This window comes from Sphingomonas faeni, assembly GCF_023195535.1.
In the GTDB taxonomy this organism is placed as follows: domain Bacteria; phylum Pseudomonadota; class Alphaproteobacteria; order Sphingomonadales; family Sphingomonadaceae; genus Sphingomonas; species Sphingomonas faeni_B.
This window is the reverse complement of record NZ_JALPNF010000013.1, coordinates 38,075-56,233: the sequence shown is the minus strand read 5'-3', so window position 1 is coordinate 56,233 and position 18,159 is coordinate 38,075. Positions and strand designations below refer to the sequence as shown.

General features: G+C 62.3%; 13 protein-coding genes and 1 pseudogene. 4 read left to right on the top strand and 10 right to left on the bottom strand.

Annotated features, from left to right (window positions below):
* Nucleotides 1-434 precede the first annotated feature (434 nt).
* Nucleotides 435-701, bottom strand: a pseudogene (locus tag SPHN_RS17160) (transposase); the annotation flags it as partial.
* Between the two features lie 935 nt (nucleotides 702-1,636).
* Here SPHN_RS17160 and SPHN_RS17155 point away from each other — a divergent pair.
* Nucleotides 1,637-2,374, top strand: a complete 738-nt coding sequence (locus SPHN_RS17155; protein ID WP_248525016.1) for a Crp/Fnr family transcriptional regulator — start codon at nucleotides 1,637-1,639, stop codon at nucleotides 2,372-2,374.
* A gap of 718 nt (nucleotides 2,375-3,092) precedes the next feature.
* Here SPHN_RS17155 and SPHN_RS18630 read toward each other — a convergent pair.
* The 5 genes from SPHN_RS18630 to SPHN_RS17135 form a co-directional block, all read right to left on the bottom strand.
* Nucleotides 3,093-3,329, bottom strand: a complete 237-nt coding sequence (locus tag SPHN_RS18630) for a double zinc ribbon domain-containing protein (protein WP_432715110.1) — start codon at nucleotides 3,327-3,329, stop codon at nucleotides 3,093-3,095.
* Between the two features lie 296 nt (nucleotides 3,330-3,625).
* Nucleotides 3,626-3,937 carry a ribbon-helix-helix domain-containing protein gene (locus tag SPHN_RS17150; protein ID WP_248525015.1) on the bottom strand — a complete coding sequence of 104 codons (312 nt, stop codon included), beginning with the start codon at nucleotides 3,935-3,937 and terminating at the stop codon, nucleotides 3,626-3,628.
* Nucleotides 3,934-4,602 (bottom strand): ParA family partition ATPase, encoded by a 669-nt coding sequence (parA, locus tag SPHN_RS17145; protein WP_248525014.1) that lies wholly within the window; start codon nucleotides 4,600-4,602, stop codon nucleotides 3,934-3,936. The genes SPHN_RS17150 and parA overlap by 4 nt, the downstream gene beginning before the upstream one ends.
* A gap of 284 nt (nucleotides 4,603-4,886) precedes the next feature.
* Nucleotides 4,887-5,693, bottom strand: coding sequence for a helix-turn-helix domain-containing protein (locus SPHN_RS17140; RefSeq protein ID WP_248525013.1), 807 nt, complete (start codon nucleotides 5,691-5,693; stop codon nucleotides 4,887-4,889).
* A gap of 447 nt (nucleotides 5,694-6,140) precedes the next feature.
* Nucleotides 6,141-7,184, bottom strand: a complete 1,044-nt coding sequence (locus SPHN_RS17135; RefSeq protein ID WP_248525012.1) for a replication initiator protein A — start codon at nucleotides 7,182-7,184, stop codon at nucleotides 6,141-6,143.
* A 529-nt stretch (nucleotides 7,185-7,713) separates the two neighbouring features.
* Here SPHN_RS17135 and SPHN_RS17130 point away from each other — a divergent pair.
* Nucleotides 7,714-8,163, top strand: a complete 450-nt coding sequence (locus SPHN_RS17130) for a hypothetical protein (protein ID WP_248525011.1) — start codon at nucleotides 7,714-7,716, stop codon at nucleotides 8,161-8,163.
* Between the two features lie 365 nt (nucleotides 8,164-8,528).
* Here SPHN_RS17130 and SPHN_RS17125 read toward each other — a convergent pair whose 3' ends face one another.
* The 4 genes from SPHN_RS17125 to SPHN_RS17110 all read right to left on the bottom strand — a co-directional run bounded on the left by SPHN_RS17125 (nucleotide 8,529) and on the right by SPHN_RS17110 (nucleotide 10,767).
* Entirely contained in the window at nucleotides 8,529-8,948 is a 420-nt protein-coding gene (locus SPHN_RS17125; protein WP_248525010.1) for a hypothetical protein, read from the bottom strand.
* Nucleotides 8,949-8,957: 9 nt separating this feature from the next.
* Entirely contained in the window at nucleotides 8,958-9,326 is a 369-nt protein-coding gene (locus tag SPHN_RS17120; RefSeq protein WP_248525008.1) for a helix-turn-helix domain-containing protein, read from the bottom strand.
* 23 nt (nucleotides 9,327-9,349) lie between these two features.
* Entirely contained in the window at nucleotides 9,350-9,652 is a 303-nt protein-coding gene (locus SPHN_RS17115) for a type II toxin-antitoxin system HigB family toxin (protein WP_248525006.1), read from the bottom strand.
* Between the two features lie 122 nt (nucleotides 9,653-9,774).
* Nucleotides 9,775-10,767, bottom strand: a complete 993-nt coding sequence (locus tag SPHN_RS17110) for a site-specific integrase (protein ID WP_248525004.1) — start codon at nucleotides 10,765-10,767, stop codon at nucleotides 9,775-9,777.
* A gap of 494 nt (nucleotides 10,768-11,261) precedes the next feature.
* On the opposite strand from SPHN_RS17110, the gene SPHN_RS17105 reads away from it, so the two are divergent.
* Nucleotides 11,262-12,257 (top strand): NAD-dependent epimerase/dehydratase family protein, encoded by a 996-nt coding sequence (locus SPHN_RS17105; protein WP_248525002.1) that lies wholly within the window; start codon nucleotides 11,262-11,264, stop codon nucleotides 12,255-12,257.
* Between the two features lie 203 nt (nucleotides 12,258-12,460).
* Complete coding sequence (locus SPHN_RS17100; protein ID WP_248525000.1) at nucleotides 12,461-18,106, top strand: autotransporter domain-containing protein; 5,646 nt, start codon at nucleotides 12,461-12,463, stop codon at nucleotides 18,104-18,106.
* Nucleotides 18,107-18,159: the final 53 nt, after the last annotated feature.

The window sequence follows — 18,159 nt, the reverse complement described above, 5'->3', positions numbered from 1 at the left end:
GCTGCTCGAGCCTATCGGCAACATCCCGCCTGCCGAAGCCGAACACCAATATTATGCTGCCGCAGACAACATCGATATGGCGGCGTGACTCACAACCCAAGGCCTCCGGCAGACCCGGGGCGGTTCAAAGCCTTCGGCGAAGAAGCCCGTAGCCGGGGCTAACGAAAGCTGATCTGGAAAGCCCGCTGTCTAAAGATGGCGGGCTATCCCGTAGGTAATAGATCAAGATTGCGCCGTCCAATCTCACCCGCAGAAGCGTCCGCGTCGGGATCGCCCGCTACGCCGTCCGTGCCTGATGCGCCTGTGGCAAACCCGAGGACCGCTACGCTAAATATGGCCGCTTGTTCATACCGGTTCGTCAAAGGATCGTGTCCCATCACGTGGTGTAGCTTCGCCGGCGCGGCAGCGGCGATCCCCGGTGTGGGCGGGGCTGATCATGCGGCCATGTCTGGCAGCGTGACGAGGGGATCATCGCTCAACTGGGCGATACTTTCCAGTGTGATGCAGTGGGCGCGCTGGACGGCCCATTCGTCGTTTTGTTCGAGCAGGATCGCGCCGACGAGGCGGGTGATGGCATCCTCGTTGGAGAAGATGTCGACGACGTCGGTGCGTCGCTTGATTTCGCCGTTGAGGCGCTCGAGCGGGTTGGTGCGATGCTGCGTTGGGAAGCTCTTGTAGGCGAGGACATCGGAATCTCCGTCGGTTTGAGTGTCGCAACCCAACCTTCTCGAAGATCTCCGATGACCACCCGCGAAGCTGACCGGCCGCTACAACGCTTGCGGGGAGCGCGCGGCCGGTCAGTTTCGCTACCGTCGAGCTACACCACCACCCGGGACACGATCTCGTCAAATGTCGATTTCACATTCCCTACACGCCTCCGCGAGAGCATCGATCCACGGAACGACGGGACGGCAATCCGAAGCCAAATACCCAGTGCGAACCGCTTTGTTAGCCCAAGCAGAACAATCTTTGAGTTCGAAGGCCGTGGCTTCGCTATCGTCCTCGCCCATGTAACTTATTTACTATCGTGATTTTATCTTGGATTATCTTAACGGCTCCCGCTCATGATATTGGTTCGAACCGAGTTGAGGGTGCCGCTATGGTTTGGATGCTTCTGTATTTGTTTATCGGTATCTGGGGCGGATCGGCCCTGATTGCAGTCTCAATGTGGGGGTTCATGAAGATGTCAGACGCGCGAAGAATAAAATCTTCCGCACAAAATTCCGTAATTCCCTGATCCGAGTAGCCAGTTAACGGAATTGCGCGGTAGACGTTTCCAGCGACGTCCTCTTGAACCGCGCCGGATTTTGCCAGAGGCTCCAACTCCTGAAAAGGTGGAGCCTGTATGATCAAGACGACGAACCAGTTTTCGCCGGAAGTTCGCGAACGCGCGGTACGGATAGTTTTCGACCACGAGCGGGATCAAGGCCGGACTGTTCGCCGCTGACCAGCGCCAATTGCGGCGGAGAGTGTCGCTCCCGAAGTCGAACTCGTTCGCCGATTACCGGCCAACTTTCTCGTCGGGCCTCAACATAGGCAGATTCTAGGGGCTTGCTATGTGTTATAAGTTAGTGTCCGAACACGCGCGTCCTTGCACTTCGTTCCCGCAACGGCGTTGAACCCTCGGGGAGTATGTGTGACAAGAGCTCTCTCAGTTTTTACGAACCTCCTCTCCGATATGTTCCTGCTATCGAAGAGTGACCAAGACGCCCTATTATCGTTGGATGTGACGCAACGAGAGATGCCGGCGGGCAGCTATATCGTACGGGAGGGTGACGTCGCACGCACCTGTTCGATCCTGATAAGTGGGATTGCGCTCCGTCAAAAGGTTTCCGCTTTCGGTCATCGCCAGATTGTCTCCCTTATTATTCCCGGCGACGCGCTGGACCTACCAAATGTCTTTCTTGGGACTGCCGATCACGATGTCCGGACATTAACGAAAGCCAATATCGCAACTGTTTCAGCGGTCGAATTGAATGAGCTTGTACAGAATTTGCCAGCACTCGCCGGAGCCATCTTGTTGGCGGTTCTAACCGAAGGATCCATAAGTCGAGAATGGATTTTAAACCTTGGGCAGCGGGATGGGCAAACCCGCGTTGCGCATTTTCTCTGTGAGTATGCGGCACGTATGAACGAGCGAGGTCTTTCCTCCGGCGACGTAATCGATATTTCAATGACTCAGCAACAGTTGGGCGACGTCACCGGCTTGACTGCTGTTCATGTGAACCGAATGCTTAAGCTACTCGAGGCTGAAGGTTTAATTGTAAAAATGGGTCGTCAACTGCGCATACCTAGGATCGCCGCCTTACGGGAGCGAGCCGATTTCAACGCCCGGTATCTACACTTGCCAGGTAGAGAAATGACCAAAAACTAGTGGGGTACGCCGCGCTGCTTTCCTGCTGCAAGCGGAGCACCTGCTGCCGAGGTACCGATGCGGCTCTTGGCTTGTCGAATGGCGGCTTTCGGCTCGCCTATCGCCAACCTGAGCGTCCGGCTCTGGGCGCCTACTGCGCGGCACACCCTGTCGGAAAATTTCCAGTGACACCCCGAAGCCACGAAAGCGGCCATTAATCGGGGCTCAGCATGGGCGACAAACACTGTCGCTTAGCCCGAGTAGGCGGAAACCCAATTTTCGAGGTTTTTCGTCACTCCCAATCGTTAGCGTATAGCTGGGTCCGTTCTGTGTACCGGCCCGTCTGACGGTTTTGGGCATGATCAGAGGGTTGAGTGCTCCGTCGCGACCTTCCGATAACTGCGTAGCAGCTACAATAATGCCGCGTGCTTTGAAAGCGCACCCTGTCGAGGCCCACTATTTTTCGGCCATTTTACTATTTGGGGTCACTGCGCGAAAGTGAGGTTTACGCACGCTGGTGTAAGCGGGCATTACCGTTGACGCGACTTGGATAGTTTCTTGATTAACGAGAACACTACCGGTTTTGCAAGTTACATCTTTTCTAAAAAATAAGATGAAACTGGTACCGCTATATTCGCGACCGCGAGCCCAAGTTAGAACTTTTTGTTACCAAGACCATTATCGGACCGTGCATTAAATCAATCACCCTTCTTACCGCCTAGCGCCTAGCGCCTAGCGCCTAGCCAACCGCACCAACTACAAAGGGATGCTTGCAGTGGAGGCAAGGTACTGTATTTTTAGGGGTTGGCTTTGAACACGATGGGCAATGAAATATCTCTAGAACACTCGGCGTTAGTAACAGCTCTAAATCTCTTGCTCTGCGCGTCGGCAATCGCGCACCACAATACTTGCATATGCTAGCCGCGCTGTTGATCGTCTCATTACAATAAGGGCAGACTTTTTCTTTGTTATTCATGCCCCCCCCCATTTATCGCTCTTATCAATTGGCAACGGCTTATACCGTTTATATACAGGCATTAGTGGTAAGCCCCAATAATGATAGCTATCCCCATACCGTTTTATCTTTTTCATGCGCTCCGCGTCTTGATACGGAACCTCCTGGATCAACTTTCGGCGGGTTCTCGAATATTTGTTATATATCTGACTCTAATAGATCGGCTGTAGAGGCCTAGCTATTGGCTATCGCGTTTATACGATAGGCTGAAAAATGTACCTGCCTATTTCGAACGTGCAAAGCTGACTGCTGCTCCCTCAATCGCCGATTGGGCTTTCGCCGTGCTTACGCAGGACGTCGTTGAAGGCTTCGGCCATCAGCGTCTGGAGGCTTCGGCCATGGCGGCGTGCGAGCGTATGCATCGCGAACGACATTTCGGGCGAAAAGAAACCGGCGATCTGCTTGCGGCCCTGGCGGCTGGCGGGACCGGTGGTGGCCCCCTGCCCCGCTATGGTCTGGCCGTTCGGAATATTCACGGTCGGCACCTGGCCGTCCGTTGTTGCCTGCGCGGTGACAGCTCCAGGGGATGTGCGATCACGCAGATTGGCGAACGAGGGTTTGCGGCTCATGCTGCGACTTTTCCTTTTCGCGCCGGTTTGATGGTCGGTGTTGATATGCCGACCTGTCGACATGTCCACTCGAAGATCTGTCGAACATCGTCCGCGGCCTTGCCTGTCGGCTCGAATTCCATGACCGTTCGCCCTTCGGCGCTGGCGTGACGGAATGCGGCGCGATCAGGGATCTGGATCGGACAGGCGGGCGTACCGAAGCTTTCGACCAGTTCGCCAGCCTCCTGATACACGCGCGGCGCATTGGGCGAGCCGGCGGTGAAGACGACGAAGGCGGGCTTGCGCAACAATTGCACCAGCTTTGCGGTCGTCTGGATCGCCGAGAGATCGAACGCGCTGGGCCGACACGGGATCAGCACCAGGTCGGCGATCTCGACTGCGGCGCGGGCGGCGCTGTCGGCATGCGGGGGGGTATCGATGACGATGAATTCGGCCCCCTGCTCTTTCGCCTGGGCGACCTTGGCGGCGAGCCGTGGTGGCGGACTGTCGATCACTTCGGGCGGAGCCTCCTGGCGCCACGCGGCCCATTGACTGGCGGTTGCCTGGGGATCGGTGTCGATGACGAGCGCGACCCGCCCGGAATCGTGCGCGGCTGCGGCAAGATGCAGCGCCAGCGTCGTCTTGCCGGCCCCGCCCTTTTGGCTGATGATTGCGATTGTCGTCATGTCAGACCACCTACATGTCTACATGGCGACAAGGCAACAGGGCTGGCAAGCGATCTGGCCACAAACCTCGCCTCTGCCCTCTCCTCGACGGTTTCCCCGATCGATAGGTCAGCCGTTTGAAACGCACCGCCAACCGCTTGCTCCATCTAGGGAGCATGTGACGGCGTAGCCGGCATTTCGAGGTTGTCCTTTGTTTTTGCGTTTGTTTTGGTTCTACGAGTCTTTCCGGTGCCGTCAGGCAAATGCACCGACCGGCTAGGTCGGTTCGATATAAGATAATCATATTAAGTTAGGAGCGGTTGCGGATGGATATGAGACTCGCGCTCTCGACGATCGATGGTTGCACCGAGTTTGGCGAGCATCTTGCCTAATTGCCCCCCGACCGTGGCCGCTGCCATATCCCGGCAGGATAGTCCCGCGACCATCGTCGCGACCTCGCCGGTACGGTCGATTTCGTGCTGTACTGCATCGTCGGGCAGGGGGGCCGGCCGCATCCAGCGGGGCATGAAGCCAAGCACACGCTGGGGCAGGGTCGGGCGGTACGCGTTGGACGTCTGCCGATAGCGTGGCCCCGGTCCGTCCGCGTCGATCCGCTTGAAGCGGCGCTGGCGAACGAGAAATCCGATGTCCTCGAGGATATGGAGGGCGCGGGCGATGGTCGCGCGGCCGAGGCTGGTCGCATCCGACAGGTGATCGTAGCTCGGGAAGACCCGCCCGCGGTTGAGCCGTGCCAGCGTGAGGATCTCCTCGTAGACCCGGACGGCAGCGGCGGTCAGCGTGACGATCCGGCGCTCGGCCGCGGTCAGGATGCGATCGCCGGCGCGGGCCTCGCGGCGCAACTGGCGGCCCGCATCGAGCGTCCGCCGGGCAATCCGCAGCAATTTGTCGGTCTCGCCCTTGGCCGGCACCGCAAAGAACAGCTCCTCGAACGTCCCCGCCTCGATGCTGTCGCGCAGCACCGGTGCGCCTGTGCGATGCGGCATGCGGGCGCGCTTGGTGCCGGCATCAGACGCTACATTGCGCGCGCCTACGCTCGCGCCCGCCTTGCCGAGCGCCCTCGCGGTCGCCTGGCCCAGGGTAAAAACCGTCATCTTCCATCCCCTTGTCGGGGCTGGGACCAAGGCAAAAAGGGGCGTGGCGCGGAACGCGCATCCTTGAACCGAAGTTCGTGTCCGGCTATGTGAAGGGGGTCTGATTGTGACCCCGGATCGACGTTTGGCGACGTCGCTCCATCTAAGCTTGGGATGCCCGGCCTCGTGCCGGGCTTTCCTTTATGAGGTCACAGCCACTCCATCTTCGGTCGTGCCAGCATCAGCGCCGACATTTCTCGATTTTTGCAGCAAATCCCGGAGAGTGAAAGCACCTACGGTTCGTGCTTTCGAGTATCAATTACGAATTACTTTACATTTCGCAGTCAAAAGTTCGTGCTTTCGAGTATCAATTCATGCGCGCATTCGTGCTTTCGAGTATGAATTACCGTGTGTCTTCGTGCTTTTGGATATCAATTCCGATGCAAGTTCGTGCTTTCGAGTATCAATTCACGATGCCCGATCGAAATCGGGCGATGCCGATTCGCGCCGTGATTCGGAAATCGAGTGGCGCATCGATCCCCGCGCCACGTCGTGGGCCGCTTCGTGGGCCGCTTCCGTCGGCGGACCCATCAACGGCGCAGAGTCGAGCAAGGCTGGGCGCCGGGTGATGACGACCTTGACCGGGTTGCTCTTGCGGCCGCGCTTGACGGTATCGACCACCGCGTCGGGGTCGCTGACGGTCTCGATCAGTTCGAGCCGGTAGTCCGGAATCGTGTCGGCGCCCGCGATTTGCCGCAGTGCCGCACGGAAATTGGCAAGCGGATTCTGGTAGCCGATCTGCAGCCGGAAGGTCGCGAGGTCGATTTCGAAGCCGTCGCCATCGCCGGTCGAGCGTGCGACTTCGTAGATCCGCCGTTCGATCGGTCCCAGTTGAAAATACGCCGCGGCATAGTCGAGGACATGCCGATCGAGCAGGATCGCCCTGAACAGCCAGTCGCAGAGCCGAACCTTGACCGCCTTCAACCGCCGCTCGCCGGCCCGCGTCTTGTTGTAATGCAGCTTTGCTTCGGACAACCACGAGAAAAACCCTTCCTCGCCTTCTCCGCCCGCCTCGATATTGGTCTTGATCTGCGTGCCTTGGAGCCGTTCCAGCGCCTCCGACAGCCGGCCATAGGAGCGCGCGCTGTGGTTGCTGCCGGTGACGCTGAACAGATCGTGCGCGGTGAACACGAAATCCTGCGCGACATCCTCGCCCGCCTCGAGCTTGGCGGCCATCAGGCTGGCGATGTAGAGCACGATCTCCTTGTCGTAAATCGTCGCCACGCCGCTGGCGCTCGGGCGGACCTCGATCGTGACGGTATCGGTCTGATAGCTGAGCGGCTTCATCCAGGCATTCTTGCTGAGCGCGAAGAACGGGAAGGCCATCAGCGATCGCTCGCCGCGGATCTCGCCGTACAGCGGGCTGTCGAGCAGGAAGAGCTCGCCTTGGGGGATCCTGGACGGCGTCGTCTTGCCATCCTTGGTACGCTTTACGGTGGGCGATCGGGTCATTGGCTATTCCTACTCGAAAGCACGAACTTTTGGCATCCCATCTCCTGCCATACGGGGCAGGGGGGGCGCTACCGCCCTCCAGTTCGTGCTTTCGAGTAGAAATTCACCGGGCCTTTCAAGCAAATCGACTAAATGCTCCATCTGGTCCTGCCGTTGCTCTGATGCGTCCTACCCTGTCTGAATGTCGACATGTCGACATGTCGGCGCGTCGAGGCTTCGACAGGCGAGGCGTGATAGGGTGCGCCGCGCATTTGCTACGGGTCTGCCTAGTCGCCAGTCCGGATCCAATCTCTCCGCATTCGAGGAGAAGGCAACACAGCAAACATTCAAACATCTCGACGTTCCGACGATCTGACAGATCGACGGCTCGACAAGTCGATGTGTCGATGTGTCGACATATCAGAATGTTGTCTGCGGTAGTGCTTCCGCCCTTGGCCGATCCGCTTCTCGAACACGTCCGGAACAGGACGGCAACGAAAGGCGAAAGATTTCGCTTTCCTTCGAATCGGCGGTGACTCATAGAATCACGATGCCGATCCGCCCCGAAAACCGCTGGCTCTATCCGATCGACTGGCGGCAAGTGTCGGACACGATCCGGTTCGGCCGCGCCGGCGCGCGTTGCGAACAGTGCGCGCGGCCGCATCGCCGTTTCGTCGCGCATCTCGGCGATGGGCGCTGGTGGGACGCCGAAACGGGATGCTGGCGCTCGGAGCGCGGTCGACGGATCGTGGTCCGCGACCGGTTCGAGCTGGCCGGCGTCCGCACCACCTATGTCGTCCTGGCCTGTGCGCATCTCGATCACGACCCGGGGCACAACACGCCGGCCAACCTCGCCGCCCTGTGCCAGCGCTGCCACATGCTCCACGACGCGGCCGAGCATCGCTGGCAACGCTGGTGGAACGCGTTCCGCCTGCGCGCGCTGCGCGACCTGTACGAGGATCCCCGCCTTACCCGCGACCGTCTTGCCTTACGTTCTTGATCGGTCCGCAGCGACGCATGTCAGTCGAGCACGACGACACGTTGAGATTGAAGCTGTTGTCTATCTGTCGACACGCCTACATCACGACAGACATACATGCCTCACCGCGTCATGTCGAAGGATAGCCGTTCTACGATAGCGGACGCCTCGGCGAACCGATTGAGCTCGCGCGAACAAGTCGGTGAATTGCCACCCACGCGCCGTCAGAAGCCCCACCAGCGTTCTCTCCTAGCCCGGGAACGTTTTGATAATCAAACGCGGCCACCGCCTCGTCTCCGAGCAATGGCGTAATTGCCGACGCAAACTAGACGGTATGCAACCGCCTAATTGTAATGATCAATCGTCAACCGTGGCCTGTCTTCAGGTCAGAGCAAACTCGATTTAGAGGTTTGCTGTTTAGCTTGCCGAGACCCTTCGGGTTTCAAACCCGATCGAGACGTTTGACCAAGATCGGACGTTGTTTTCCCCAACGGCTTTCCCGGGGAAGATACATCGCCGCCAACCTTGGCCTCCAGGGCCTCCACACGGTTGGTCAGCAGCTCGAGATCGAGCTTTTCCGGCGTTGCCTGCAACGCGCCGACCTGTTGCTCCAGTTCGTCGATCCGCTTGGTCGCGGCGGCGATCCGTATCCCAGCCTCCATCCGGTCGACGTCCGCCTTTATCGGATCCTCCGCCGCCTTCGCCGCTGCCGGATTTGTTGTTGGCGTGGGCGATGATGCCCGGTCGCAGCCTGCCACAAGGATCAAGCACGCCAGCGATGCGGTGGCCCTACGGAAATATGTCATGCTCTCCGCCTACGCCGTCGCCAGCGCGTAATCCTGCACCAGCACCTTTTCGGGGACGTGCCACGCCCCCGCGATCTTGCGGATCATCGGAAGCGTGAGGGCACGGTGACGCGCCAGTATCTCGGTCGCGCGCGACTGCCCAATCAGCGCGGCGAGTTCGGCGCGGGTATAGCCGTTCATCTCCATCGCCGCCTCGATCGCGCGCACCGGATCCAGCGGTTCGATCGGCCAGCGCCGGCTCTCATACGTCTCGACCAAGGTCGCCAGCACGTCGAGCCGATCGCCCGCCTCGGTGCCGTCTTCCGCGCCCCACAGCGCCTCGATCTCGCGCAGCGCCGTTTCGTGATCCTCGTCGGTCCGGATAGGACGAATGTGCATCGCACCACCTCCATTGGGCATAGTCAAAACAGGCTCACCGTCAGCGCATCGATCTTGTCATAGTCCGCATGCGTGCCGACGAACTTGATGAAGGCGATCGACCGCTTCCAGTCGAACGCGACCACCATCCGATAGTCCCCGCCGGCAACCTCGAACCGCACCCGCTCGCCGTCGAGCGACTTGGCTTTCGAAAAGTCCGTGACCACCTCCAGCGGACTCTTCCACGAAGCCGCGCTGGCGACCTCATGCCAATGTCGCAACGAGGCTTCGGTCGTCGGGTGCCTCGCCCAGAACGCGATCAACCGGTTCCTGGCGATGATTCTCATGCCTCGACGAACTAGCATTTCCCATGATGGGAAGCAAGCCATTTTCCCGCCATGGGAAGCATGGGCTTCGTGCCTCGTATATATAGCCATATATATAAGGCCGGATCGCTATCGCTTCGGCGCTACAGAAAGCGTTCGCCGGCATGGTCGCGAAACAGCTCGTGGTTGCGGACATAGTCGGACAGGATCTCAAGCGACTTGTGCCGGCTGACCTCCTTCATCTTGAACACCGTCGCGCCCTGCCGCGCCGCCTCGGTCAAAAAGCCGGCCCGCAGCGAGTGCCCGGCAACCTGCGCCGGATCATAGCCCGCGGCCGCAGCGCGTGCCTTGACGACCAGCGCCACGCCGCGGTCGCTCATCGGCTTGGCCGTGATCCGCCCCTGCGGAGTCAGCTTGCGGAACACCGGGCCGTCACCGAACCCGGCGCACGCGATCCACGCCAGCAGCAGCGCCTTGGGCCGGATCCGACGCCCTTCCGGCACCGCGATCGTCGCGCCTTCGCCTTCCTGGTCGGTCTTCGATTTGCGGATCGTGATCAGCAGCCCGTCGGGCGTTATCGCGACGTCGTCGATATCCAGCGCGACCAGTTCCGATCGCCGCAGGGCGGCCGCCATGCCGATCGCGAGCAGCGCGCGATCACGCACCGCACGCACGCTGTCGCCTTCGCAGCCACGCAACATATCGCGCAGCATGTCGCCGTCCGCGGCCCGCTTCTGGACCTTCTTGATACCGTGGGTTCGCCGGATCCCGGCGACGACATTGCGGATCGCGACCGCGCCCGGTTGCTGCTGCGGCGGATCATACCCGGCCTGCGCGTGCATATAGCCGATCGCCGCCAGGCGCCGCCCGATCGTCGATGGCCGCGCGCCGGTATCCGCTTCGGTCGACAGGAAGATCGCCACCGCGCCGGGTGCGGCGGGCAGCGGCTCGATCGCCCGCGCCGCGCACCAAGCGAGAAATATCCGCCAGTCCGACTCATACGCCCGTCGCGTCGCCGGCGCCCGCGCCGCGGCGACATAGGCGCGGGCCACCTCGATCTCGTCGTCCAGCAGCAACGGGATCAACGGTGTCGGCGAAATCCGCTTCAGCGCGGTGTCGTCGAGATCGTCGGTCATGCGTCGTTGCTCCGGATCGGGGATAAGCGGCGACGGGTTCGATCGATCGCAAAATCCGCGCCCATTTTGCCTTGGCCGACCTTAATATCTTTATTCCGAGAATATCAATTATCGGAATAAACTTTTACCGCTCAGCGACCCGTGGGATCGCTTTTGCTTCGTTTTGATCTAAGGACGCCATCTGATTGATTTAGCCGGCACTTTACCAAAATCGACAGGTCTTCGAACAAGCGCGGCACTTGCCACTCACGTTCCCTTTGTCGAAGGAACCGTTTGCCAAGGAACCGATGCTCAATGTCGCACGAGCCGCGCTCGCTGGCTAAGCATCTTACCGACACGAATGACCAGACAAGATCGCTTTGGCAGTGCTGATGTTCCAGGGCCTGCCGCGTGAATAGAGCGCCCTGGTACCCAGGCGACACTTCAGCACGAGCTGTCGTTGCCGTTTACGGGGTGCCATCCTAGAACCCTCGCGATTTTCTAGGAGTGACCGCATGCGCGTTCTCGTTACCGGCGCGGCCGGATTCATCGGCTTCAACGTTAGCCGCCATCTGATGGCACGCGGTGATACCGTGCTAGGCATCGACAGCCTCAACGACTATTACGACGTTAGGCTGAAGCACGCGCGACTGGCTGAGCTTGGCAAGTCGGATGACGGGTTCGCGTTCAAGCAGGTTGATTTCTCTGATCACGTGGCACTCGATGCCGCTCTTAACGCCGAGCAGTTCGACCGCATTGTTCATTTGGGCGCGCAGGCTGGCGTGCGCTATTCGATCGAGAACCCACGCGCCTATCTGCAAGCGAACCTCGCCGGGCATCTGAACATGATCGAGATTGCCCGGCATCGACAGGTCGAGCATATGGTCTATGCCTCTTCCTCGTCGGTTTATGGTGGCAACGATACGTTGCCGTTCCGTGTCGAGGACCGCGTCGACCAGCCATTGTCGCTCTATGCTGCCACCAAGAAGGCGGACGAGTTGATGAGCGAGACTTACGCACATCTGTACCGAATTCCGCAGACCGGGCTGCGCTTCTTTACCGTTTATGGCCCGTGGGGGCGTCCCGACATGGCGATGTGGCTGTTCACCAAGGCGATCTTCGACGGCCATCCAATCGACGTGTTCGGCGAGGGCCGGATGCGGCGCGACTTCACCTATATCGACGACATCGTCGCCGGCATTGTCGCTTGTGTCGACAATCCGCCTGCCGACGACGGCACGGTCAAGGCAGGCGGCAGCATCAGCCCGCACCGGATTTACAATATCGGCAACAGCCGTTCCGAAGACCTCGGCGAGATGATCGCGTTAATCGAGCAGGCGTGCGGCCGCCCCGCCGAACGTCGTCTACTGCCGATGCAGCCAGGCGACGTGCGCGACACTTTTGCCGACATCAGTGCGATCCAGCGGGATCTAGGCTTCGAACCGCGCACCACCCTAGGCGAGGGCCTGCCGCGTTTCGTACAATGGTATCGCGAGTACCACGGCCTTTAATAACAAATGACAATCTGAATGGGTGACTACTAACCACTCTTCAATACTATGCCGATTCCAACGATATAGTTTGCCCAGCCTGATGTTTATCACCCTATTGACGTTAGCTTACAACCAAAATTTTTTGATCGACGTCTTGATCGGGGTAATGGTAGCAGACCCACAATGATGCGTGTCGCGTTGTACGTACCGGGGGATTTCAAATGGTTGGTAAGCTTGCGCCGTGGCCGATGCGGTCGCGCTTGGTGTCGTTCGCGCTCGGCAGCAGCGTCCTCGCGATCGTCGCGAGCGCATCGCCCGCCTCCGCGCAGTGCGCACCCGACCCGACCAGCATCAACGGAACCACGACCTGCAGCGGTGTCGACAGCGACGGCCTGAACGTTCCGACCAGCGGCACCCGCGTCATCGTCCAGCCGGGTGCGACCGTATTCGCCGGAAGCAACGGGGCGGGCATTGCGACCTCCGGCAGCAGTTCGACCCTGACGATCGGCGGCAGCGTCGTCGGTGGGAACCGGCCGGGCGTCAGTGTCACGAACGCCAATTCCTATTACGGCTATCTGGGACCGTGCGATCCCTATGCCGGCGCGAGCGTCATCGTGTGCGAGAGCCCCTACGGCTATGTCTACCCCTCGAACGCGACGGCGATCGGCATCGACGCAGCCGGCGTGGTCAGCGGCAGTTCGGCGATCCGGTTGCAGGCCAATCCCAACAACAGCGCAGGCACGCTGACCGCGACGATCGTCAACGCCGGCACGCTGAGCGGCAGCGCCGGCGCTGCGCTGGTCGCCGATACCGGGGCCTATTTCACGCAGATCACCAATCAGGCCGGGGGCACGATCGGCGGGATCTCCGGCGTGTCGCGGACGATCGTCAACGCGGGGACGATCAACGGGGGCATCGTCGCCGGCACCCCGACCGGTTTCGCGCCAGGTACGGTCATCACCAATTCCGGCACGATCAATGGCGGCATCTCCGCGGTGATCCAGTCCGTCGCCAATACCGGCACGATCGACGGCGGTGCGACGTCCGCGATCGCGGCGAACACTACCACCGCACAATATGTCTCGATCACCAACAGCGGGCGGATCGTGTCGAACGGCAGCGCCGCGACGCTCACGACGCCGGGCTACGCATTCGTCCAGAATAGCGGCTCGATCGTAAATACGGGCAGCGGCGGTGCAATCGAGGTCGGCAACAGCCTGACACTGACCAACGCCGCGGGTGCGACGATCGGCAGCGCAGGCCCGGTCGCGATCCGCGCCGGCGTCCTCAGCCTGACCAATGCCGGCACGATCAACGGGTCGGTCGTGTCGACCGGCACGGCCAACCAATACGGCATGGTCGACATCACCGCCGGTACCATCAATGGCGACCTGTTGCTCGGCGCGAGCAACGACACCGTCGCCGCGCGGTTCGACATCCCCGCTGGCCGGATCGCCGGCGTCAGCGGCACGATCGACGCAGGGTCCGGGATCGATACGCTGACCCTGTTGGTCGGCGGTGACGCGACGCTCGGCGCAGGCACGATCCCCGCCAGTTTCGAGCGGCTCGGGCTCGACCTCACCGACGCCACGGTGACGCTCGCCAATGGCATCCAGCTGCCCAACGGCGTGTCGGCGACCGGCACCGGAACACTCGTCAACGACGCGACGCTGGCGACCACAGGTCAGGCGATCATCACGTCCGCCCGCTATCCCGGCACTTTGTCGGTGGTGAACACCGGATCGATCACCGCGAACCTTGCCAACAGCTATGGTTCGGCCGTGTCGGTCAATCTCGGCGCCCTGACGAACAGCGGCACGATCACCGCGGTTGGTGGCAGCGGCGTCAGCGTCACCAACTATGACGGGACCGCGCTGACCAATACCGGCACGATCACCGCATCGGGCTTCGGCGCGCTGGTCTATTCGGGGCCGCTGGTGAACAGCGGTACGATCCGCTCGACCGGCAACATCGGCGCGATCATCAGCGGTTCGTCGTTGAACGCCACGCCGTCGAGCAACAGCGGCCTGATCGAAGGCGCGACCAGCGGCGTGTCGCTGTCGTTCGGGCGCTTCGTCAATACCGGCACGATAATCGGCGGACCGACGGGCACCGGAGCGGGCGTCGACATCACCTATTACGGTATCGTCGACAACCAGGCGGGCGGGACGATCACCGGCGCGACCGGGATCAGCGCGCGCAACGGCTATAACAGCATCGTGCTGAACGCCGGGACGATCAACGGCGGTGTGAACTTCGCGAGCGGATCGAGCTACGACCAGTCGCCCGACGTTTTCGTCGATACAGGCGGCGTGGTGAACGGCGCGGTCCGGCTCGGCGGCGGGGACGACCTGTTCGTCACCGACCTGGTGCAGCCGGCCGAGCGCGCCTTGGGCGGTGCGACCGGGGGAGTCGATGCCGGCGACGGCTATGACAGCATCGTCTACCGCGTCGGTGCCGACACGACGGCGCAGATCGCACGGCCGACCGGCTTCGAGGGGGTCGGTTACGAGCTGGCGAACGCTGCGGCGCTGACGCTGACCGCGGCAAGCCCGCTGGCGAACACGCTGACGCTGTCTGGCACCGGCAAAGTCGATCTGACCGCGGACATCGTCGCGGCGGACCGGACGCTGATCGACATGACCGCGCCCACCGTCGCGCAACGGATCGGCGATCCGGATGCAGCGGCGAACGCGCTCGACGTGATCAGCCGCGGCACGCTGACGGCCTCCACCACCGGCGATGGGTATTATTATAGCCAAATCTCTGCGGTGAACGCGGGCGAAGGCCGGTTCGAGAATGCCGGGACGATCAACGTCACGGGCTTCGCATCCGACTATTATTACTATTACGCGCCGCTGGCGATCGTCGGGAACGGCACCGTCGTCAATTCGGGGACGATCAACCTCGCAGGCCTGTCCTACGGCATCAGCGCCCCGGCGGTCGTCAATTCCGGTACCATTCTCGGCGCGATCGGCGCGCAGACCTACGGCGTGGTCGGCGCGCAATCCGTCCAGAACAGCGGCAGCATCGTCACCGACGGCACGGCGATCACGGGCGCCTATTACGCCCCCAGCCAGATCATCAACACCGGGCTGATCGAGAGCCGCCAGGATACCGCGTTGGTCTTCTACGAGGGCGCCGACATCCTCAACGATAGCAGCGGCGTCATCCGTGGCGCATCGCAGGCGATCACCGCCTACGGCAGCACCGTCGTCAACCGCGGTACGATCGTCGGCGACGTCTATCTCGGCAGCTACCCCGGTTACAGCATGTCCAGCTATACCGCCGATGGTGGCACGCTGACCGGCGACCTGGCGTTTGGCGAAGGCGACGACGTCTTCGTCCAGACCGGCGCGACCACCGGGATCAGCGGCGTGATCGATGGCGGCGACGGTACGAATGCCGTGATCCTGCAGCGTAGCGGTGCAGGCAGCTTTACCGGCGCGACCAACTTCGCGACGCTGGCGGTGAACGCCGGCACCTGGACGCTGACCGGCGCACAGACCTATGCGGGCGGCACCACCATCGCCGCGGGCGCGACCGCGATCGGCACCGGCGCGGTGCTGAACGGCGCCTTTGCCAATGCCGGTGCGCTGGTGTTCGACCAGTCCATCGACAGCGGCTTCACCGGTACGATCACCGGCAGCGGCAGCGTCACGAAGGCCGGCACCGGCACGCTCACGCTGGGCACGCAAACCTATACCGGTGCGACCAACGTGACCGGGGGCACGCTCGCGCTGACCGGAACGCTGGCCAGCACGACCTACGACGTGGCGACAGGCGCGACGCTGACCAGTGGCAACGCGGCGACGATCGCCTCGACCGTATCGGCACTGTCGATCCGCAACGCTGGCACGATCGAGAGCACAAGCGGCGCGGCGATCGCGCTGGGGCTTGGCGACGACCTGATCGTCAATGCCGGGCGGATCGTCGGTGCCAACGGCATCGCGATCGACATCGGGGCGGGCAACGACACGCTCACGCTGATGCCGGGCTCGACGATCGTCGGCCGCGTCGATGGCGGCGCAGGCACCGACCAGGTGGTCCTGGGCGGAACGGGAACCGGCAGCTTTGCCGGCGCGGTCAATTTCGAGCGGCTGAACGTCGCCTCGGGCAACTGGACGCTGGGCACCGCGTCGAGCTTTGCGAACGGCACCGGCATCGCCGCAGGCGCGACGCTGACGGGCACCACGACCACGCTCACCAGCGGGATCGCCAATGCCGGCACGCTGCGTATCGACCAGGCTAGCAACGGCGCCTTCGCCGCGACGCTGACCGGTACGGGCACGCTGGTAAAGGCAGGCACCGGCAATCTGATGATCGGCAACCAGCTCGGCTTTACCGGCGCGACCAGCGTCCAGGGTGGTCGCCTCACGCTTGCCGGCACGCTACCGTCCGCGGTGACCGTCCAGTCGGGCGGCACGCTCGGGGGCAATGGCAGGATCGCCAGCGCGACGATCGCCAGCGGCGGGACGATCGCACCGGGCAACAGTATCGGCACGATCGTGATCGCGGGCAATCTCGTCCAGCAGGCGGGCTCGACCTATGCGGCCGAGATCGACGCGGCGGGCCGGTCCGACCTGATCGCGGTCGGTGGCACCGCGACGCTGCAGCCCGGCGCGCAACTGGCGCTGTCGGGTACCGCCGGCGGGATCGGCACCCGCTACACCGTGCTGACCGCGGCAGGCGGGATTTCAGGCAGCTATACTGTCATCCAGCCGATCGGCACGGTCGCCGGCACCGAGGTCCGTCTCGCCAATACCGGCACGACGCTGTTCGCCGACGTCGCCCGCAGCGGGGCCGGCTTGGTCGCACTGGCCGGCACCGGCACGGCCAACCAGCGTGCGGTGGCCCCTGCCTTCGCCGCGCTAGGCGTCGGCAACGCTGCCTATAGCGCGCTGACGTTGATCCCCGACGCCGCGACCGTCACACGCGCATTCGACCTGCTGTCGGGCGAGGTCCACGCCTCGTTGCGGACCGCGATGGTCCGCGATGCGCAGTTCGTCCAGGGCACCGTGCTGGCGCGCACGCTGGCGGACCAGCCGAGCGGCCTGTGGGGCACGCTGCTCGCCAACAGCGGCGACGACGATGGCGGCCGCAATGCCGGCGCAGTCGATCGCACCACGCTGGGCGGCGTCGGCGGGTTCGATATCGATCTGGCCGGCGCGGATGCCGGCCGCGTCGGCATCGCCGGAGGCTATACGCGCACCAAGGCATCGATCGACGCGCGCGCCAGCGACGCGAAGGCGAAGACGGTCCATCTGCTCGGCTATGCGGGGGGTGCTTATGGCGCGATCCGCATCCGTGCCGGGCTCGGCTATGCCTGGTCGAACGCGCGCACCGATCGGTTCGTGGCGTTCCCCGGCTTCGCCGATCGCCTGCAGGGGGACTATGACGGCAACAGCGCGCACAGCTTTGCCGAAGCAGGCTATGCGCTGCCGCTCGGCGGAGGCACTCTCCAGCCGTTCGGCGGGCTTCAGGCGTTCCGGATCCACACCGACGGGTTCACCGAGACGGGTGGCGCGACCGCATTGACGGTCGCCAAGCGGACCGAGTCCTTCGCCTTCGCGACTGCCGGCCTGCGGTTCGACACACCGATCGTCGAGGGTCTGTCGGCCCGCGGCGTGACCGCGTGGCAGCGCCGCATCGACGGTAGTGCGCCAACCAGCGCGGCGCGGTTCGCGACCGCCGCCACGACGTTCGACATCGCCGGCGCACCGCTGTCGCGCGATGCGATGACCGCCGGGCTCGACCTCGTCTGGGCACCCGCCGCGAACATCCGGATCACGTCGAGCTACGCCGGCCTGATCGGCAGCCAGGGCGAGGACAGCAGCTTCAAGCTGTCCGCCAGCATCGGCTTCTGATCCGGGGGGATCGTGATCCTGTGGTGTACCGCCCCCCGATCCGCCGGTGGTTT